This window comes from Streptomyces sp. NPDC059455 (genome assembly GCF_042750115.1).
GTDB lineage: Bacteria > Actinomycetota > Actinomycetes > Streptomycetales > Streptomycetaceae > Streptomyces > Streptomyces endocoffeicus.
Map to the genome: position 1 here is coordinate 32667 of NZ_JBHYVB010000019.1, position 14538 is coordinate 47204.

At 71.6% G+C, this 14538-nt stretch carries 13 protein-coding genes; 12 read left to right on the top strand and 1 reads right to left on the bottom strand.

The genetic code is table 11. The features are described 5' to 3' along the window. Positions 1-307: 307 nt before the first annotated feature. The 4 genes from ACFXB5_RS09390 to nusB all read left to right on the top strand — a co-directional run bounded on the left by ACFXB5_RS09390 (position 308) and on the right by nusB (position 3642). Positions 308-1189 carry a Pro-rich N-terminal domain-containing protein gene (locus ACFXB5_RS09390; RefSeq protein WP_385204501.1) on the top strand — a complete coding sequence of 294 codons (882 nt, stop codon included), beginning with the start codon at positions 308-310 and terminating at the stop codon, positions 1187-1189. Between the two features lie 254 nt (positions 1190-1443). Beyond that, positions 1444-2556 (top strand): aminopeptidase P family protein, encoded by a 1113-nt coding sequence (locus tag ACFXB5_RS09395; RefSeq protein WP_385204504.1) that lies wholly within the window; start codon positions 1444-1446, stop codon positions 2554-2556. A gap of 64 nt (positions 2557-2620) precedes the next feature. Further along, complete coding sequence (efp, locus tag ACFXB5_RS09400; RefSeq protein ID WP_020867059.1) at positions 2621-3187, top strand: elongation factor P; 567 nt, start codon at positions 2621-2623, stop codon at positions 3185-3187. A 2-nt stretch (positions 3188-3189) separates the two neighbouring features. After that, positions 3190-3642, top strand: coding sequence for a transcription antitermination factor NusB (gene nusB / locus ACFXB5_RS09405; RefSeq protein WP_385204507.1), 453 nt, complete (start codon positions 3190-3192; stop codon positions 3640-3642). 119 nt (positions 3643-3761) lie between these two features. On the opposite strand, the gene bldD is transcribed toward nusB, so the two are convergent. Further along, positions 3762-4262 (bottom strand): transcriptional regulator BldD, encoded by a 501-nt coding sequence (gene bldD / locus ACFXB5_RS09410; RefSeq protein WP_014056259.1) that lies wholly within the window; start codon positions 4260-4262, stop codon positions 3762-3764. A gap of 221 nt (positions 4263-4483) precedes the next feature. Between bldD and pyrR the strand changes: the two genes are divergently transcribed. The 8 genes from pyrR to pyrF all read left to right on the top strand — a co-directional run. Then, complete coding sequence (gene pyrR, locus ACFXB5_RS09415; protein WP_201854551.1) at positions 4484-5065, top strand: bifunctional pyr operon transcriptional regulator/uracil phosphoribosyltransferase PyrR; 582 nt, start codon at positions 4484-4486, stop codon at positions 5063-5065. Between the two features lie 138 nt (positions 5066-5203). Then, entirely contained in the window at positions 5204-6184 is a 981-nt protein-coding gene (locus ACFXB5_RS09420) for an aspartate carbamoyltransferase catalytic subunit (RefSeq protein ID WP_385204510.1), read from the top strand. A gap of 2 nt (positions 6185-6186) precedes the next feature. Further along, entirely contained in the window at positions 6187-7482 is a 1296-nt protein-coding gene (locus tag ACFXB5_RS09425) for a dihydroorotase (protein ID WP_385204513.1), read from the top strand. Next, positions 7479-8159 carry a hypothetical protein gene (locus ACFXB5_RS09430; protein WP_385204515.1) on the top strand — a complete coding sequence of 227 codons (681 nt, stop codon included), beginning with the start codon at positions 7479-7481 and terminating at the stop codon, positions 8157-8159. The genes ACFXB5_RS09425 and ACFXB5_RS09430 overlap by 4 nt, the downstream gene beginning before the upstream one ends. After that, positions 8156-9295: a glutamine-hydrolyzing carbamoyl-phosphate synthase small subunit gene (gene carA / locus ACFXB5_RS09435; protein ID WP_385204518.1), complete on the top strand. Its 1140-nt coding sequence runs from the start codon at positions 8156-8158 to the stop codon at positions 9293-9295. Before ACFXB5_RS09430 ends, carA begins: the two co-directional genes overlap by 4 nt. Then, entirely contained in the window at positions 9288-12599 is a 3312-nt protein-coding gene (gene carB / locus ACFXB5_RS09440) for a carbamoyl-phosphate synthase large subunit (RefSeq protein ID WP_385204521.1), read from the top strand. Before carA ends, carB begins: the two co-directional genes overlap by 8 nt. Positions 12600-12690: 91 nt before the next feature. Continuing rightward, positions 12691-13791 (top strand): quinone-dependent dihydroorotate dehydrogenase, encoded by a 1101-nt coding sequence (locus ACFXB5_RS09445; protein WP_385204524.1) that lies wholly within the window; start codon positions 12691-12693, stop codon positions 13789-13791. A 107-nt stretch (positions 13792-13898) separates the two neighbouring features. Continuing rightward, positions 13899-14538 (top strand): orotidine-5'-phosphate decarboxylase (gene pyrF / locus ACFXB5_RS09450; protein ID WP_385204527.1); only part of this gene is annotated, 640 nt, incomplete at its 3' end.

Here is a 14538-nt window from a genome sequence, read left to right on the forward strand (position 1 = left end):
CACCCCCGCGAGCGCCCCCCCCCCGCCCCCACACCCCACCACCCCCACACACATCCGCGCTCACCCCACCCGCCCCCCCCCGCCCCCCCCGCGTTGAATCAACAACACCCCCCAAGCCCTCGCGGTTGCGGCCCTTGAGGGACGAAATGCCTGGCTGACGAGGGGCGGCGCGGACACGGCGGGTTTGCGGTCCGTTCACACAGCGGAGCTTTGGGCAGGTACCGTTCGGTAGGAGCGGCCTCACCGCCGTATCAGCACCTGACAGTTGTCGGACGAGAACTGCCTGTACGAGACGGAGTGCCACCGGATGCAGCATGCAGTGGGAGCTCCGCTGCCACCGCCCCATCAGCCGGGGCCGGTTCCCGGGCCGCAGGGCGCGGGCTGGGCCCAGGGCGCGAGTGCGAGCCATCACCCGGGACCTCACCCCAATCCTTCCGCCCCGCCCGCGCCTCCCGTGGCCGGGCATCCGGTACCCCCCGCGCAGCATCCGGTGTCCCCTCCGCCGGCCCCGCCCGCGCCCCCCGGGGCGCCGCTGGAGACGGTGAACACCACCGGCCATGTCCAGCTGCCGCCTGGCGGCCCGGTGCCGCTGCCGCACCCCCCGTCGGACCCGTCGCTCGCCGATGTCTCGCAGGCGGCGGTCGCGGTGCTGCTGATCGGACCGGCCGGGGCGGGCAAGACGACGGTCGCGCGCTACTGGGCCGACCGCCGCCGGGTGCCGACCGCGCACATCAGCCTGGACGATGTGCGGGAGTGGGTCCGGTCCGGCTTCGCCAACCCCCAGTCGGGGTGGAACGAGCACTCCGAGGCGCAGTATCGTCTCGCCCGCCGCACCTGCGGCTTCGCCGCCCGCAACTTCCTGGCCAACGGGATCTCCTGCATCCTCGACGACGCCGTCTTCCCCGACCGCCCGGTCGTCGGCCTCGGCGGCTGGAAGCGCCATGTGGGCCCCGGTCTGCTGCCGGTGGTGGTCCTTCCGGGCCTGGAGATCGTCCTGGAGCGGAACGCGGCCCGCAGCGGGAACCGCCGCCTCAGCGACGAGGAGGTGGCGCGGATCCACGGCCGGATGGCGGGGTGGTACGGCTCCGGCCTGCCCATCATCGACAACTCCACGTACGACGTGGAGACCACGGCCCGCATGCTCGACGAGGTCGTCACCCGCTCCATCGCAAGCCCCCCGAGCTGGTAACCCCCCGGCCCCCTTTTTTTCGTGGCTCGGCTCTCCCCCAGCTACCGCTGGGAGGTGCCCCCTGTCGACGGTCGACGTGCTCGGTCGCCCCACGCGGCGGAGCCGCGAATCGATCGCAGCCCTCGCTCCCTGCGCGCGTCTCCCTTTCGACAGCGACGCGCCCCTTCGGCTCGCCCCCAGCTACCGCTGGGAGGTACCCCCGGCCGGAGCCTCTGGAGAAGCCGTACCCGGCAGGTCTGCGTACGCTCGGGGACATGTCCGAGGTGTACGCGGCCCGACGTGCCCGTCTGCACGATCAGTGCACCGCGGCCGGGAGCGCGGCGGCGCTGGTGTCCCGGCCCGCCAATGTGCGCTATCTGTGCGGCGCCGTGCCGCCCGGGGCCGTGCTGCTGCTCGGCCCCGTCCAGGACGTGCTGGTGGCCACCGAGGTCCCGGCCGCGCCCCCGCTCGCCTCGGGCCCGCCGCGTTCCGACGAGCCGCGGCTGCTGGTCATGCCCGGCGCGGACGGCGATCCGGCCGTGGCCGCCGCCGATCTGGCCGCGGCGGACGGCGCCGAGTCGCTGGCCGTCGAGGAGCACGATCTGACCGTCGCCCGCCATCGGGCGCTCGGCGCCGCCGCCCCCCGCGTCCGCCTCGCCGATCTGGGCCGCGCCGTCGAGCAGTTGCGGCTGATCAAGGACGACGAGGAGATCTCCTGTATGCGGATCGCCGGGGAGCTCGCCGACCAGGCGCTCGGCGAGCTGCTGGAGTCGATCCTGGTGGGCCGCACCGAGCGGCATCTGGCGCTGGAGCTGGAGCGCCGGCTGGTGGACCACGGCGCGGACGGCCCGGCCTTTCCCACCGTGGTCGGGGCGGGGCCCAACGCGGGGCGCCCCGGTCATCTGCCCACCGACCGGAGGGTCGAGGAGGGCGATTTCCTCACGATCTCTCTCGGCGCCGACTACCGCGGCTACCGCTGCCAGGTGGGCCGTACCTTCGTCATCGGCCCCTCGCCCGCGGACTGGCAGGTTGAGCTGTACGATGCCGTCTTCGCCGCTCAGCGGGCCGGGCGGGAGGCGCTGTTGCCGGGCCGGGCGTACCGTGACGTGGACCGGGTGACCCGTCAGGTGCTGACCGCCGCGGGCTTCGGAGACGGGCTGGAACCGTGCACCGGACACGGCGTGGGCCTGGAAATCGACGAGGACCCTCGGCTCACACCGTCCGCCATGGGTAAACTGGACGCTTGTGTGCCGGTCACCGTCGAGCCGGGGGTCCACCTCCCGGGCCGGGGCGGTGTCCGGATCGATGACACGCTCGTCGTCCGCCCCGAGGCGGACGGCGGACCCGAGCTACTCACCATCACGACCAAAGAGCTGCTCGCGCTCTAGCGGAACCGGGCGCGCCGGCGGCTCTCTGGTCTCCACCAGCTGTAGTCCAGGAGATCCCGCAACCGTGGCATCCACGAACGACCTCAAGAACGGCCTTGTGCTCAAGCTCGACGGTGGCCAGCTCTGGTCCGTCGTCGAGTTCCAGCACGTCAAGCCCGGCAAGGGCCCTGCCTTCGTGCGTACCAAGCTCAAGAACGTGCTGTCCGGCAAGGTGGTCGACAAGACCTTCAACGCCGGTGTGAAGGTCGAGACGGCCAATGTCGACAAGCGCGGCATGCAGTTCTCGTACAAGGACGGCGAGAGCTTTGTGTTCATGGACATGGACACCTTCGATCAGATCTACATCACCCCCGAGGTCGTCGGCGACAACGCCCGCTACCTGCTCGAGGGCTTCGAGGCCGTCGTGGCGATGTACGAGGGCAACCCGCTGTACGTCGAGCTGCCCGCCGCCGTCGAGCTGGTGATCGAGTACACCGAGCCGGGCGTCCAGGGCGACCGCTCCACCGGTGGCACCAAGCCCGCCAAGCTGGAGACCGGCTACGAGATCGGTGTGCCGCTCTTCATCACCACCGGTGAGAAGATCAAGGTCGACACCCGCTCCGGTGAGTACCTCGGTCGGGTGAACAACTAACCGTGGCTGCCCGCAACAAGGCCCGTAAGCGCGCCTTCCAGATCCTCTTCGAGGCCGATCAGCGCGGCAGCGCCGTGCAGACCGTGCTCGCGGACTGGATCCGGCTCGCCCGGACCGACGACCGGCAGCCGCCGGTCAGCGAATACACGATGCAGCTCGTCGAGGGATATGCGCAGCACATCGATCGGATCGACGAGCTGATCGCCACCTACTCGGTGGGCTGGACGCTGGACCGGATGCCGGTCGTCGACCGGAACATCCTGCGGCTGGGCGCGTATGAGCTGGTGTGGGAGGACGCGACCCCGGACGCGGTGGTGATCGACGAGGCGGTGCAGCTCGCCAAGGAGTTCTCCACCGATGACTCGCCGGCCTTTGTCAACGGCCTGCTGGGCCGCATCAAGGAGCTGAAGCCGAGTCTGCGTCGCGAGCAGGAGCCCCGGGAGCACCAGGCATAGCCGGCACCAGGCATGGCCGCGTTCAGCACACGACAAAGCCGCCGGGGGCGGTGGAGGACCCAGAAGGGCTCCACTGCCCCCGGCGGCACGTTTCTGCTGGTGAACAGGGAAAGAGGGACTCAGACGTCTTCGTGCTGGACCGCGCGGCGGGCGTCGGCACCCAGCACGCCCCAGCTGATCAGCTGTTCGGTCAGCACGGACGGCGACTGGTCATAGATGACGGCGAGGGTGCGCAGATCGTCCTGACGGATCGAGAGCACCTTGCCGTTGTAGTCACCACGCTGGCTCTGGATCGTCGCGGCGTACCGCTGCAGCGGGCCCGCCTTCTCGACCGGCACATGGGCCAGTCGCTCCAGGTCCAGTACCAGCTTCGGCGGCGGCTCGGCGGCCCCGGCCGGGCTTGTGCCCGGAAGCAGCTCCTGCACCGGGACGCCGTAGAAGTCGGCCAGCTCGGCGAGACGCTGCACGGTCACGGCGCGGTCGCCGCGCTCGTACGATCCCACCACCACGGCCTTCCAGCGGCCCTGGGACTTCTCCTCGACACCGTGGAGGGAGAGGCCCTGCTGGGTGCGGATGGCGCGGAGCTTGGCCCCGAGCTGTTTGGCGTATTCGCTGGACATAAAGCTCCCCGGACGCTGTATCGACGTGCGGCTGTGCCGCGCGGCTGGTCACTCACTGTGAGGTTACGCAGCGTAATTTCCATTCGTCAAGCCGAACGGAGCGGAGGGGCTCCGGCCAGGGGTGTTGACGGGGACGGTCCGAACCCCTGCTAGTGTGAATGGCGCAATTCCGACGTCCTTTAAGGTCCGTCCCGTGAGGCGGAGAAGGAGGTCCGTTTCGTATGGACGCCCGAACCTCGGACGCCGCGCGTTCCGTGCTGGAAGCACCGGATATCGCGCGCGTTCTCACCCGCATCGCCCACGAGATCGTCGAGCGCGCCAAAGGCGCCGATGACGTGGTGCTGCTCGGCATTCCCACCCGTGGTGTCTTTCTCGCCCGGCGGCTGGCCGCCCGGCTCGAAGAGATCACCGGCAAGCCCGGCCGGATCCCGGTCGGCTCGCTCGACATCACGATGTACCGCGACGACCTGAGGCTGCGCCCGGCCCGCGCGCTCGCCCGCACCGAGATCCCCGACGACGGCATCGACGGCCGCCTCGTGGTCCTCGTGGACGATGTGCTCTTCTCCGGCCGCACCATCCGCGCCGCCCTCGACGCCCTCGGCGACATCGGGCGGCCGCGCGCGGTCCAGCTCGCGGTCCTCGTCGACCGCGGCCACCGGGAACTGCCGATCCGCGCCGACTACGTCGGCAAGAACCTCCCCACGTCGCTGCGGGAGACGGTCAAGGTCCAGCTCACCGAGGAGGACGGCCGCGACAGCGTGCTCCTCGGGCTGCGCGGGACCACCCCAGCGGACGGGAAGTAGCGCCCCTCACCGAAGGCGAGTGCCACCCCGGCGACCCCGGGGAACCCGCCCGAAGGACCACCGGTGCCGCCAGGCCACCGGTCCCCGCGCCTGCCCGCCCGCACGCCCGCACACCTCCTTCACCCACGGAGCATCCGGATGAAGCGCCACCTCATCTCGGCCGCCGATCTCTCGCGCGACGACGCCGTCCTGATCCTCGACACCGCCGAGGAACTGGCCCGGCTCGCCGACCGGCCGATCAAGAAACTGCCGACCCTGCGCGGCCGTACCGTCGTCAACCTCTTCTTCGAGGACTCCACCCGCACCCGCATCTCGTTCGAGGCGGCCGCCAAGCGGCTCTCCGCCGACGTGATCAACTTCTCCGCCAAGGGATCCTCGGTCTCCAAGGGCGAGTCCCTGAAGGACACCGCGCTCACCCTGGAGGCGATGGGCGCCGACGCCGTGGTGATCCGCCACCACGCCTCCGGCGCCCCGCACCGGCTGGCCACCTCCGGCTGGATCAACGGCGCCGTGGTGAACGCGGGCGACGGCACCCATGAGCACCCCACCCAGGCGCTGCTCGACGCCTTCACCATGCGCCGCCGGCTGGCCTCCGGGGCGTCCGGCGTGGGCCAGGACCTGGCCGGGCGCCGGATCACCATCGTCGGCGACGTCCTGCACAGCCGGGTGGCCCGCTCCAACGTCCATCTGCTGTCCACCCTGGGCGCCGAGGTCACCCTGGTGGCCCCGCCGACGCTGGTCCCCTTCGGCGTGGAGAGCTGGCCCTGCGAGGTCTCCTACGACCTGGACGCGGTGGTCGGCAAGACCGACGCCGTGATGATGCTCCGAGTCCAGCGCGAGCGCATGAACGCCGCGTTCTTCCCCACCGAGCGCGAGTACGCCCGCCGCTACGGCCTGGACGGCGACCGCATGGCGCGGATGCCGGAGCACGCCATCGTGATGCACCCCGGCCCCATGAACCGCGGCATGGAGATCACCGCGGAGGTCGCGGACTCCGACCGCTGCACCGCCGTCGAGCAGGTCGCCAACGGCGTCTCGATCCGCATGGCCGTCCTGTATCTGCTGCTCGGCGGGAACGAGTCCGCCGTCGCCGCCGCCCGCACCGAGGAGAGCAAGTGACCATGAGCGACACCCACAAGACGCTGCTGCGCGGGGCGAAGGTGCTCGGCGGTGAGCCGCGTGACGTGCTGATCGAGGGCGAGCGCATCGCCGCGGTCGGCACCGGCCTCGACGCGGACGGCGCCACCGTGATCGACGCCGCCGGGCAGATCCTGCTGCCGGGCCTGGTCGACCTCCACACCCATCTGCGCGAGCCCGGCCGGGAGGACTCCGAGACGGTCCTCACCGGCACCCGGGCCGCCGCGATCGGCGGCTTCACCGCCGTCCACGCCATGGCCAACACCTTCCCCGTGGCCGACACCGCGGGCGTCGTCGAGCAGGTGTGGCGGCTGGGCAAGGAGTCCGGCTACTGCGACGTCCAGCCCGTCGGGGCGGTGACCGTGGGCCTGGAGGGCAAGAAGCTCGCCGAGCTGGGCGCGATGCACGACTCCGCCGCCGGGGTGCGGGTCTTCTCCGACGACGGCAAGTGCGTGGACGACGCGGTGATCATGCGCCGCGCGCTGGAGTATGTGAAGGCGTTCGACGGCGTCATCGCCCAGCATGCCCAGGAGCCCCGCCTCACCGAGGGCGCCCAGATGAACGAGGGCGTCGTCTCCGCCGAGCTGGGCCTGGGCGGCTGGCCGGCCGTCGCCGAGGAGTCGATCATCGCCCGCGATGTGCTGCTCGCCGCGCACGTCGGCTCCCGGGTGCACATCTGCCATCTGTCCACCGCGGGCTCGGTCGAGATCGTCCGCTGGGCCAAGTCCAAGGGCTGGAACGTCACCGCCGAGGTCACCCCGCACCACCTGCTGCTGACCGACGAGCTCGTACGCTCCTACGACCCCGTCTTCAAGGTGAACCCGCCGCTGCGCACCGAGGCCGATGTGATGGCGCTGCGTGAGGCGCTCGCCGACGGCACCATCGACTGCGTGGCCACCGACCACGCCCCGCATCCGCACGAGGACAAGGACTGCGAGTGGGGCGCGGCGGCCATGGGCATGGTGGGCCTGGAGACGGCGCTGTCCGTGGTCCAGCACACCATGGTGGACACCGGGCTGCTGGACTGGACGGGCGTCGCCGACCGGATGTCGGTGCGGCCCTCGGCCATCGGCCGGCTGACCGGCCACGGCCGTCCCATCGCCGCCGGGGAGCCCGCCAACCTCACCCTGCTCGACTCGGCTTACCGTGGTGTGGTGAACCCCGCGGGCTTCGCCTCCCGCAGCCGCAACACCCCCTACGAGGGCCGCGAACTGCCGGGCCGCGTGGCATACACCTTCCTGCGGGGCCGGGCGACGGTTGTGGACGGGAAGCTGGCGTGACGACTCCGAGTCATCCGGTGGCGGGCCTCGCGGGATTCGCGGGCCTCGCGGCCGAGCAGAAATCGCAGGACGTGACGGACTGGGCCGCCCGGATGGGCTGGGTCGTCGGGCTGCTGCTGGTCATCGCGCTGGTCTACTGGCTGATGCGCGAGGGCTGGAAGTGGCGCGGCACCCTCCAGGGCGACCTCCCCGAGCTGCCCCAGGCCCCGGCCGAACCCGGCGACCCCAAGCTGGCCCACCCGTCGCCCACCGCCCACCCGTCGCCCACCGCCACCCTCAACGGAAAGCCCCTTACACTCAGCGGCCGCTACCACGGCTCCACCACCGCCGGGCAGTGGCTGGACCGGATCGTCGCCCATGGCCTCGGTACCCGCAGCCGGGCCGAGCTCACCCTCACCGACCAGGGCGTGAGCGTCGTACGGCCGGGCGCGCGGGACTTTTTCGTCCCGACCGCCGAGCTGCGCGGCGCCCGGCTCGACAAGGGCATCGCGGGCAAGGTCCTCGCCGAGGGCGGGCTGCTGGTGATCACCTGGAGCCACGGTGACCGGCTGATCGACTCCGGCTTCCGCTCCGACCACGCGGCCGAGCACACCGTGTGGGTGGACGCCCTCACCGAACTCTCCGGCGGCCCCAGCGAAGCGGCCGCCCCCTCGCACCACACGGAAGGCTCACGATGACCACCTCCAACAGGGGGGCCACGAGCCCCGCAGTCCTCGTCCTGGAGGACGGCCGCGCCTTCCGCGGCCGGGCCTACGGGGCCGTGGGGGAGACCTTCGGCGAGGCCGTGTTCTCCACCGGGATGACCGGCTACCAGGAGACCCTGACCGACCCCTCCTACCACCGCCAGGTCGTCGTGATGACCGCCCCGCACATCGGGAACACCGGCGTCAACGACGAGGACCCGGAGTCGAAGCGGATCTGGGTCTCCGGCTACGTCGTGCGCGACCCGGCCCGTACGCCCTCCAACTGGCGCTCCCGCCGCTCGCTGGACGAGGAGCTCGGCGCCCAGGGCGTCGTCGGCATCAGTGGGATCGACACCCGCGCCCTCACCCGCCATCTGCGCGAGCGCGGCGCCATGCGCGTGGGCATCTTCTCCGGCGCGGCGCTCGCCGACGAGGCCACGCTGCTGGCGAAGGTGCGGGAAGCCCCCCAGATGAAGGGCGCCGACCTCAGCGGCGAGGTGGCCACCGAGGAGGCTTACGTCGTCCCGGCGATCGGGACCAAGAAGTTCACCGTCGCCGCGATCGACCTGGGCATCAAGGGCATGACCCCGCACCGGATGGCCGAGCGCGGCATCGAGGTGCACGTGCTGCCCGCGACGGCCACCGCCGAGGACGTCTACGCGGTGAACCCGGACGGGGTCTTCTTCTCCAACGGCCCCGGCGACCCGGCCACCGCCGACCACCCCGTCGCCCTGATGCGGGCCGTGCTGGAGCGCTCCACGCCGCTGTTCGGCATCTGCTTCGGCAACCAGATCCTCGGCCGCGCGCTCGGCTTCGGCACCTTCAAGCTGAAGTACGGCCACCGCGGCATCAACCAGCCGGTGCAGGACCGCACCACCGGCAAGGTGGAGGTCACCGCCCACAACCACGGCTTCGCCGTGGACGCCCCGCTCGACGCGCCGTCCGACACCCCCTTCGGCCGCGCCGAGGTCTCCCACGTCTGCCTCAACGACAACGTGGTCGAGGGGCTGCGGCTGCTCGACCGCCCCGCGTTCAGCGTCCAGTACCACCCCGAAGCCGCCGCCGGTCCGCATGACGCCGCGTACCTTTTCGACCGCTTCGTGTCCCTGATGGAGGGCCAGCGTGCCTAAGCGCACCGACATCCAGTCCGTTCTGGTCATCGGCTCCGGCCCGATCGTCATCGGCCAGGCCGCCGAGTTCGACTACTCCGGCACCCAGGCGTGCCGGGTGCTGAAGGCCGAGGGCCTGCGGGTCATCCTGGTCAACTCCAACCCGGCCACGATCATGACCGACCCGGAGATCGCCGACGCCACCTATGTCGAGCCGATCACCCCGGAGTACGTCGAGAAGATCATCGCCAAGGAGCGCCCCGACGCGCTGCTGCCCACCCTCGGCGGCCAGACCGCGCTCAACACCGCGATCTCCCTCCATGAGGCGGGCACCCTCGACGAGTACGCCGTCGAGCTGATCGGCGCCAATGTCGAGGCGATCAACAAGGGCGAGGACCGCGACCTCTTCAAGGACGTCGTCGAGGCCGTCCACGCCAAGATCGGCCACGGAGAGTCCGCCCGTTCGGTCATCTGCCACTCCATGGACGACGTCCTCGCGGGCGTCGAGGAGCTCGGCGGCTACCCCGTGGTGGTCCGCCCCTCCTTCACCATGGGCGGCGCGGGCTCCGGCTTCGCCCACGACGAGGACGAGCTGCGCCGTATCGCCGGGCAGGGCCTGACCCTCTCGCCGACCACCGAGGTGCTCCTGGAGGAGTCCATCCTCGGCTGGAAGGAGTACGAGCTGGAGCTGATGCGCGACCGCAACGACAATGTCGTGGTCGTCTGCTCCATCGAGAACTTCGACCCCATGGGCGTGCACACCGGTGACTCGATCACCGTCGCCCCGGCGATGACGCTCACCGACCGCGAGTACCAGATCCTCCGGGACATCGGCATCGCCGTCATCCGCGAGGTCGGCGTCGACACCGGCGGCTGCAACATCCAGTTCGCGGTCAACCCCGAGGACGGCCGGGTCATCGTCATCGAGATGAACCCGCGCGTCTCCCGCTCCTCGGCGCTCGCCTCCAAGGCCACCGGCTTCCCCATCGCCAAGATCGCCGCGAAGCTGGCCGTCGGCTACACCCTGGACGAGATCCCCAACGACATCACCCAGGAGACCCCGGCGTCCTTCGAGCCCACGCTCGACTACGTCGTGGTCAAGGTGCCGCGCTTCGCCTTCGAGAAGTTCCCGGCCGCCGACGCCCGGCTCACCACCACCATGAAGTCGGTCGGCGAGGCCATGGCCATCGGCCGCAACTTCACCGAGGCGCTGCAGAAGGCGCTGCGCTCGCTGGAGAAGAAGGGCAGCCAGTTCGACTTCGCCGGGGAGCCAGGCGACAAGGCTGAGCTGCTGGTCAAGGCGGTCGTCCCCACCGACGGCCGGATCAACACCGTGATGCGGGCCATCCGCGCCGGAGCCACCCCCGAGGAGGTCTTCGACGCCACGAGGATCGACCCGTGGTTCGTGGACCAGCTCTTCCTGATCAAGGAGGTCGCGGACGAGATCGCCGCCGCCGACAAGCTCGGCCCCGAGCTGCTCGCCGAGGCCAAGCGGCACGGCTTCTCCGACGCCCAGATCGCCGGGATCCGCTCGCTGCGCGAGGACGTGGTCCGCGAGGTGCGGCACGCGCTGGGTATCCGTCCCGTCTACAAGACGGTCGACACCTGCGCCGCCGAGTTCGCCGCCAGGACCCCGTACTTCTACTCCTCCTACGACGAGGAGTCCGAGGTCGCCCCGCGCGAGGCCCCCGCGGTGATCATCCTCGGCTCGGGCCCCAACCGCATCGGCCAGGGCATCGAGTTCGACTACTCCTGCGTCCACGCCTCCTTCGCGCTGCATGACGCGGGCTATGAGACCGTCATGGTCAACTGCAACCCGGAGACCGTCTCCACCGACTACGACACCTCCGACCGGCTCTACTTCGAGCCGCTCACCCTGGAGGACGTGCTGGAGATCGTCCACGCGGAAGCCCAGGCGGGCCCGGTGGCCGGGGTGATCGTCCAGCTCGGCGGCCAGACCCCGCTGGGCCTGGCCCAGGCGCTCAAGGACAACGGCGTGCCGATCGTCGGCACCTCGCCCGAGGCGATCAACCTCGCCGAGGAGCGCGGCGCCTTCGGCCGGGTGCTCACCGAGGCCGGGCTGCCCGCGCCCAAGTACGGCACGGCCTTCTCCTTCGAGCAGGCCAAGGGCATCGCCGCCGAGATCGGCTACCCGGTCATGGTCCGCCCCTCCTACGTCCTCGGCGGCCGCGGCATGGAGATCGTCTACGACGAGCCCTCGCTCGCCGCGTACCTGGAGCGGCACGCCGGGCTGATCTCCGAGCACCCCGTGCTCATCGACCGCTTCCTCGACGACGCCATAGAAATCGACGTGGACGCGCTCTACGACGGCGAGGAGCTCTACCTCGGTGGCGTCATGGAGCACATCGAGGAGGCCGGGATCCACTCCGGCGACTCGGCCTGCGCCCTGCCCCCGATCACCCTCGGCGGCTTCGACATCAAGCGGCTGCGCGCCTCGACCGAGGCCATCGCGCGCGGGGTCGGCGTCCGCGGGCTGATCAACATCCAGTTCGCGATGGCCGGGGACATTCTGTACGTATTGGAGGCGAACCCGCGCGCCTCCCGTACCGTCCCCTTCACCTCCAAGGCCACCGCCGTACCGCTGGCCAAGGCCGCCGCCCGGATCTCGCTGGGCGCCACCATCGCCGAGCTGCGCGCCGAGGGGCTGCTGCCCTCCAGCGGCGACGGCGGCACGCTGCCGATGGACGCGCCGATCTCCGTCAAGGAGGCCGTGATGCCCTGGAGCCGGTTCCGGGACGCCTCCGGGCGCGGGGTGGACACCATCCTCGGCCCGGAGATGCGCTCCACCGGCGAGGTCATGGGCATCGACTCGGTCTTCGGCGCGGCCTACGCCAAGTCGCAGGCCGGGGCGTACGGCGCGCTGCCGACCAAGGGGCGCGCGTTCGTCTCCGTCGCCAACCGCGACAAGCGCTCGATGATCTTCCCGGCCCGGGAGCTGGTCGGTCTCGGCTTCGAGCTGCTGGCCACCTCGGGCACCGCGGAGGTGCTCAAGCGCAACGGGATCAACGCGACCGTGGTGCGCAAGCACAGCGAGGGCGAGGGCCCGAACGGCGAGAAGACCATCGTCCAGCTCATCCACGAGGGCGAGGTCGACCTGATCGTCAACACCCCGTACGGCACCGGCGGCCGGCTCGACGGCTATGACATCCGTACGGCGTCCGTCGCCCGCGGCGTCCCGTGCCTGACCACCGTCCAGGCGCTCGCGGCCGCCGTCCAGGGCATCGAGGCGCTGGGCCGGGGCGCGGTCGGCGTCCGATCGCTCCAGGAACACGCGGAACATCTGACCGCCGCCCGCGAGGAGTGAGGCGAGGGAGGGGGACACCGGCCGGTGTCCCCCTCTTCATGACCCCACCCTTCTTCATGAGCCCCTCGCCCACTGCCGCAGAAAGCCCCTCATGTACGCGCTCCTCTTCAACCTGATCTTCCGGCGCATGGACCCTGAGAGCGCCCATCACCTGGCCTTCTCCTGGATCCGCCGGGCCGCCCGCATCCCCGTCCTGCGGACCTTCGCCGCCGCCGTCCTCGCCCCCCGCCACCCGGCGCTGCGCACCGAGGCGCTGGGCCTGCGGATGCGCGGGCCCTTCGGGCTGGCCGCCGGATTCGACAAGAACGCCACCGGGATCGACGGCATGGCCATGCTGGGCTTCGACCATGTCGAGATCGGCACGGTCACCGCCCAGCCGCAGCCAGGCAACCCCAAGCGGCGGCTCTTCCGGCTGGTCGCCGACCGCGCCCTGATCAACCGGATGGGCTTCAACAACGAGGGCTCGGCGGCGGTCGCGGCCCGCCTCGCGGCCCGGCGCCCGGCCTTCCGCACGACGGTCGGCGTCAACATCGGCAAGACGAAGGTCGTCCCGGAGGCGGAGGCCGTCGCCGACTATGTGACGTCCACCGAGCGGCTCGCCGCCCACGCCGACTACCTCGTCGTCAACGTCTCCTCGCCCAATACCCCCGGACTGCGGAATCTCCAGGCCGTGGACCACCTGCGGCCGCTGCTGACCGCGGTCCGCGAGGCCGCGGACCGCACGGTCACCGGCCGCAGGGTGCCACTTCTGGTCAAAATCGCGCCGGATCTCGCCGACGAGGACGTGGACGCGGTCGCCGATCTCGCGGTCGAGCTCGGCCTGGACGGCATCATCGCCACGAACACCACCATCGCGCGCGACGGCCTCGGCCTCACCTCCCCCGCCCGGCTCACCGCCGAGACCGGCGGCCTGTCCGGCGCCCCCCTGAAGGCGCGCTCCCTGGCGGTGCTGCGCCGCCTGTACGCCCGGGTGGGGGACCGGCTGACCCTGGTCGGGGTCGGCGGGATCGAGACCGCGGACGACGTCTGGGAGCGCATCCTCGCGGGGGCGACGCTGGTACAGGGCTACAGCGCGTTCATCTACCGCGGGCCGTTCTGGACCCGCGAGATCCACCGCGGCCTCGCCGCCCGGCTCGCGGCATCCCCGTACGACACCCTGGCCGACGCGGTCGGGGCCGAAGCCGCCGCCTAGCCGGTGGGGCTCCGCCCCCCCCGCACCCCCGCCCCGGTCCCCCTCCCGGCGTGCCGGAGGGGCTGAGGGCGCGCCCGGAAGGGCTGGAACTTTTCGAGGAGAGACCCATGACGACCCCTACTCCCACCCCCTTCGGCACCCGCCTGCGGGCCGCCATGGACGCCCGCGGCCCGCTCTGCGTCGGCATCGACCCGCACGCCTCCCTGCTCGCCGACTGGGGCCTGGGGGACGATGTGGCCGGTCTGGAGCGGTTCACCCGGACCGTCGTGGACGCCCTCGCCGAGCGGGTGGCCGTCCTCAAGCCGCAGTCGGCCTTCTTCGAGCGGTTCGGCTCCCGCGGCATCGCGGTGCTGGAGCGGGCCGTCGCCGACGCCCGCGCCGCCGGGGCGCTGGTGCTGATGGACGCCAAGCGCGGCGACATCGGCTCGACCATGGCCGCGTACGCCTCCGCCTATCTGGATCCGGCCGGTCCGCTCTTCTCGGACGCGGTCACCGTCAGCCCCTACCTCGGCTTCGGCTCGCTGCGCCCGGCGCTGGACGCGGCGCGGGCGGCGGGGGCGGGCGTCTTCGCGCTGGCGCTGACGTCCAACCCGGAGGGCGCCGAGGTGCAGCACGCGGTACGGCCCGACGGGACGACCGTGGCGGCCACCGTGCTGGCCGCGCTCAAGGCCGAGAACGCCGCCCCTGCGGCCGCGGGGCCCCCCGGGGCGGCCCGGGCCCGCGGCGGGGCCCCCCCCCGCCGCCCCC

Excerpts from the sequence above, each read along its gene's own strand:
- ACFXB5_RS09390 (WP_385204501.1), top strand. The coding sequence starts at position 308 with ATGCAGCATGCAGTGGGAGCTCCGCTGCCACCGCCCCATCAGCCGGGG.
- ACFXB5_RS09395 (WP_385204504.1), top strand. The coding sequence starts at position 1,444 with ATGTCCGAGGTGTACGCGGCCCGACGTGCCCGTCTGCACGATCAGTGC.
- bldD (WP_014056259.1), bottom strand. The coding sequence starts at position 4,262 with ATGTCCAGCGAATACGCCAAACAGCTCGGGGCCAAGCTCCGCGCCATC.
- pyrR (WP_201854551.1), top strand. The coding sequence starts at position 4,484 with ATGGACGCCCGAACCTCGGACGCCGCGCGTTCCGTGCTGGAAGCACCG.
- ACFXB5_RS09420 (WP_385204510.1), top strand. The coding sequence starts at position 5,204 with ATGAAGCGCCACCTCATCTCGGCCGCCGATCTCTCGCGCGACGACGCC.
- ACFXB5_RS09425 (WP_385204513.1), top strand. The coding sequence starts at position 6,187 with ATGAGCGACACCCACAAGACGCTGCTGCGCGGGGCGAAGGTGCTCGGC.
- carA (WP_385204518.1), top strand. The coding sequence starts at position 8,156 with ATGACCACCTCCAACAGGGGGGCCACGAGCCCCGCAGTCCTCGTCCTG.
- ACFXB5_RS09445 (WP_385204524.1), top strand. The coding sequence starts at position 12,691 with ATGTACGCGCTCCTCTTCAACCTGATCTTCCGGCGCATGGACCCTGAG.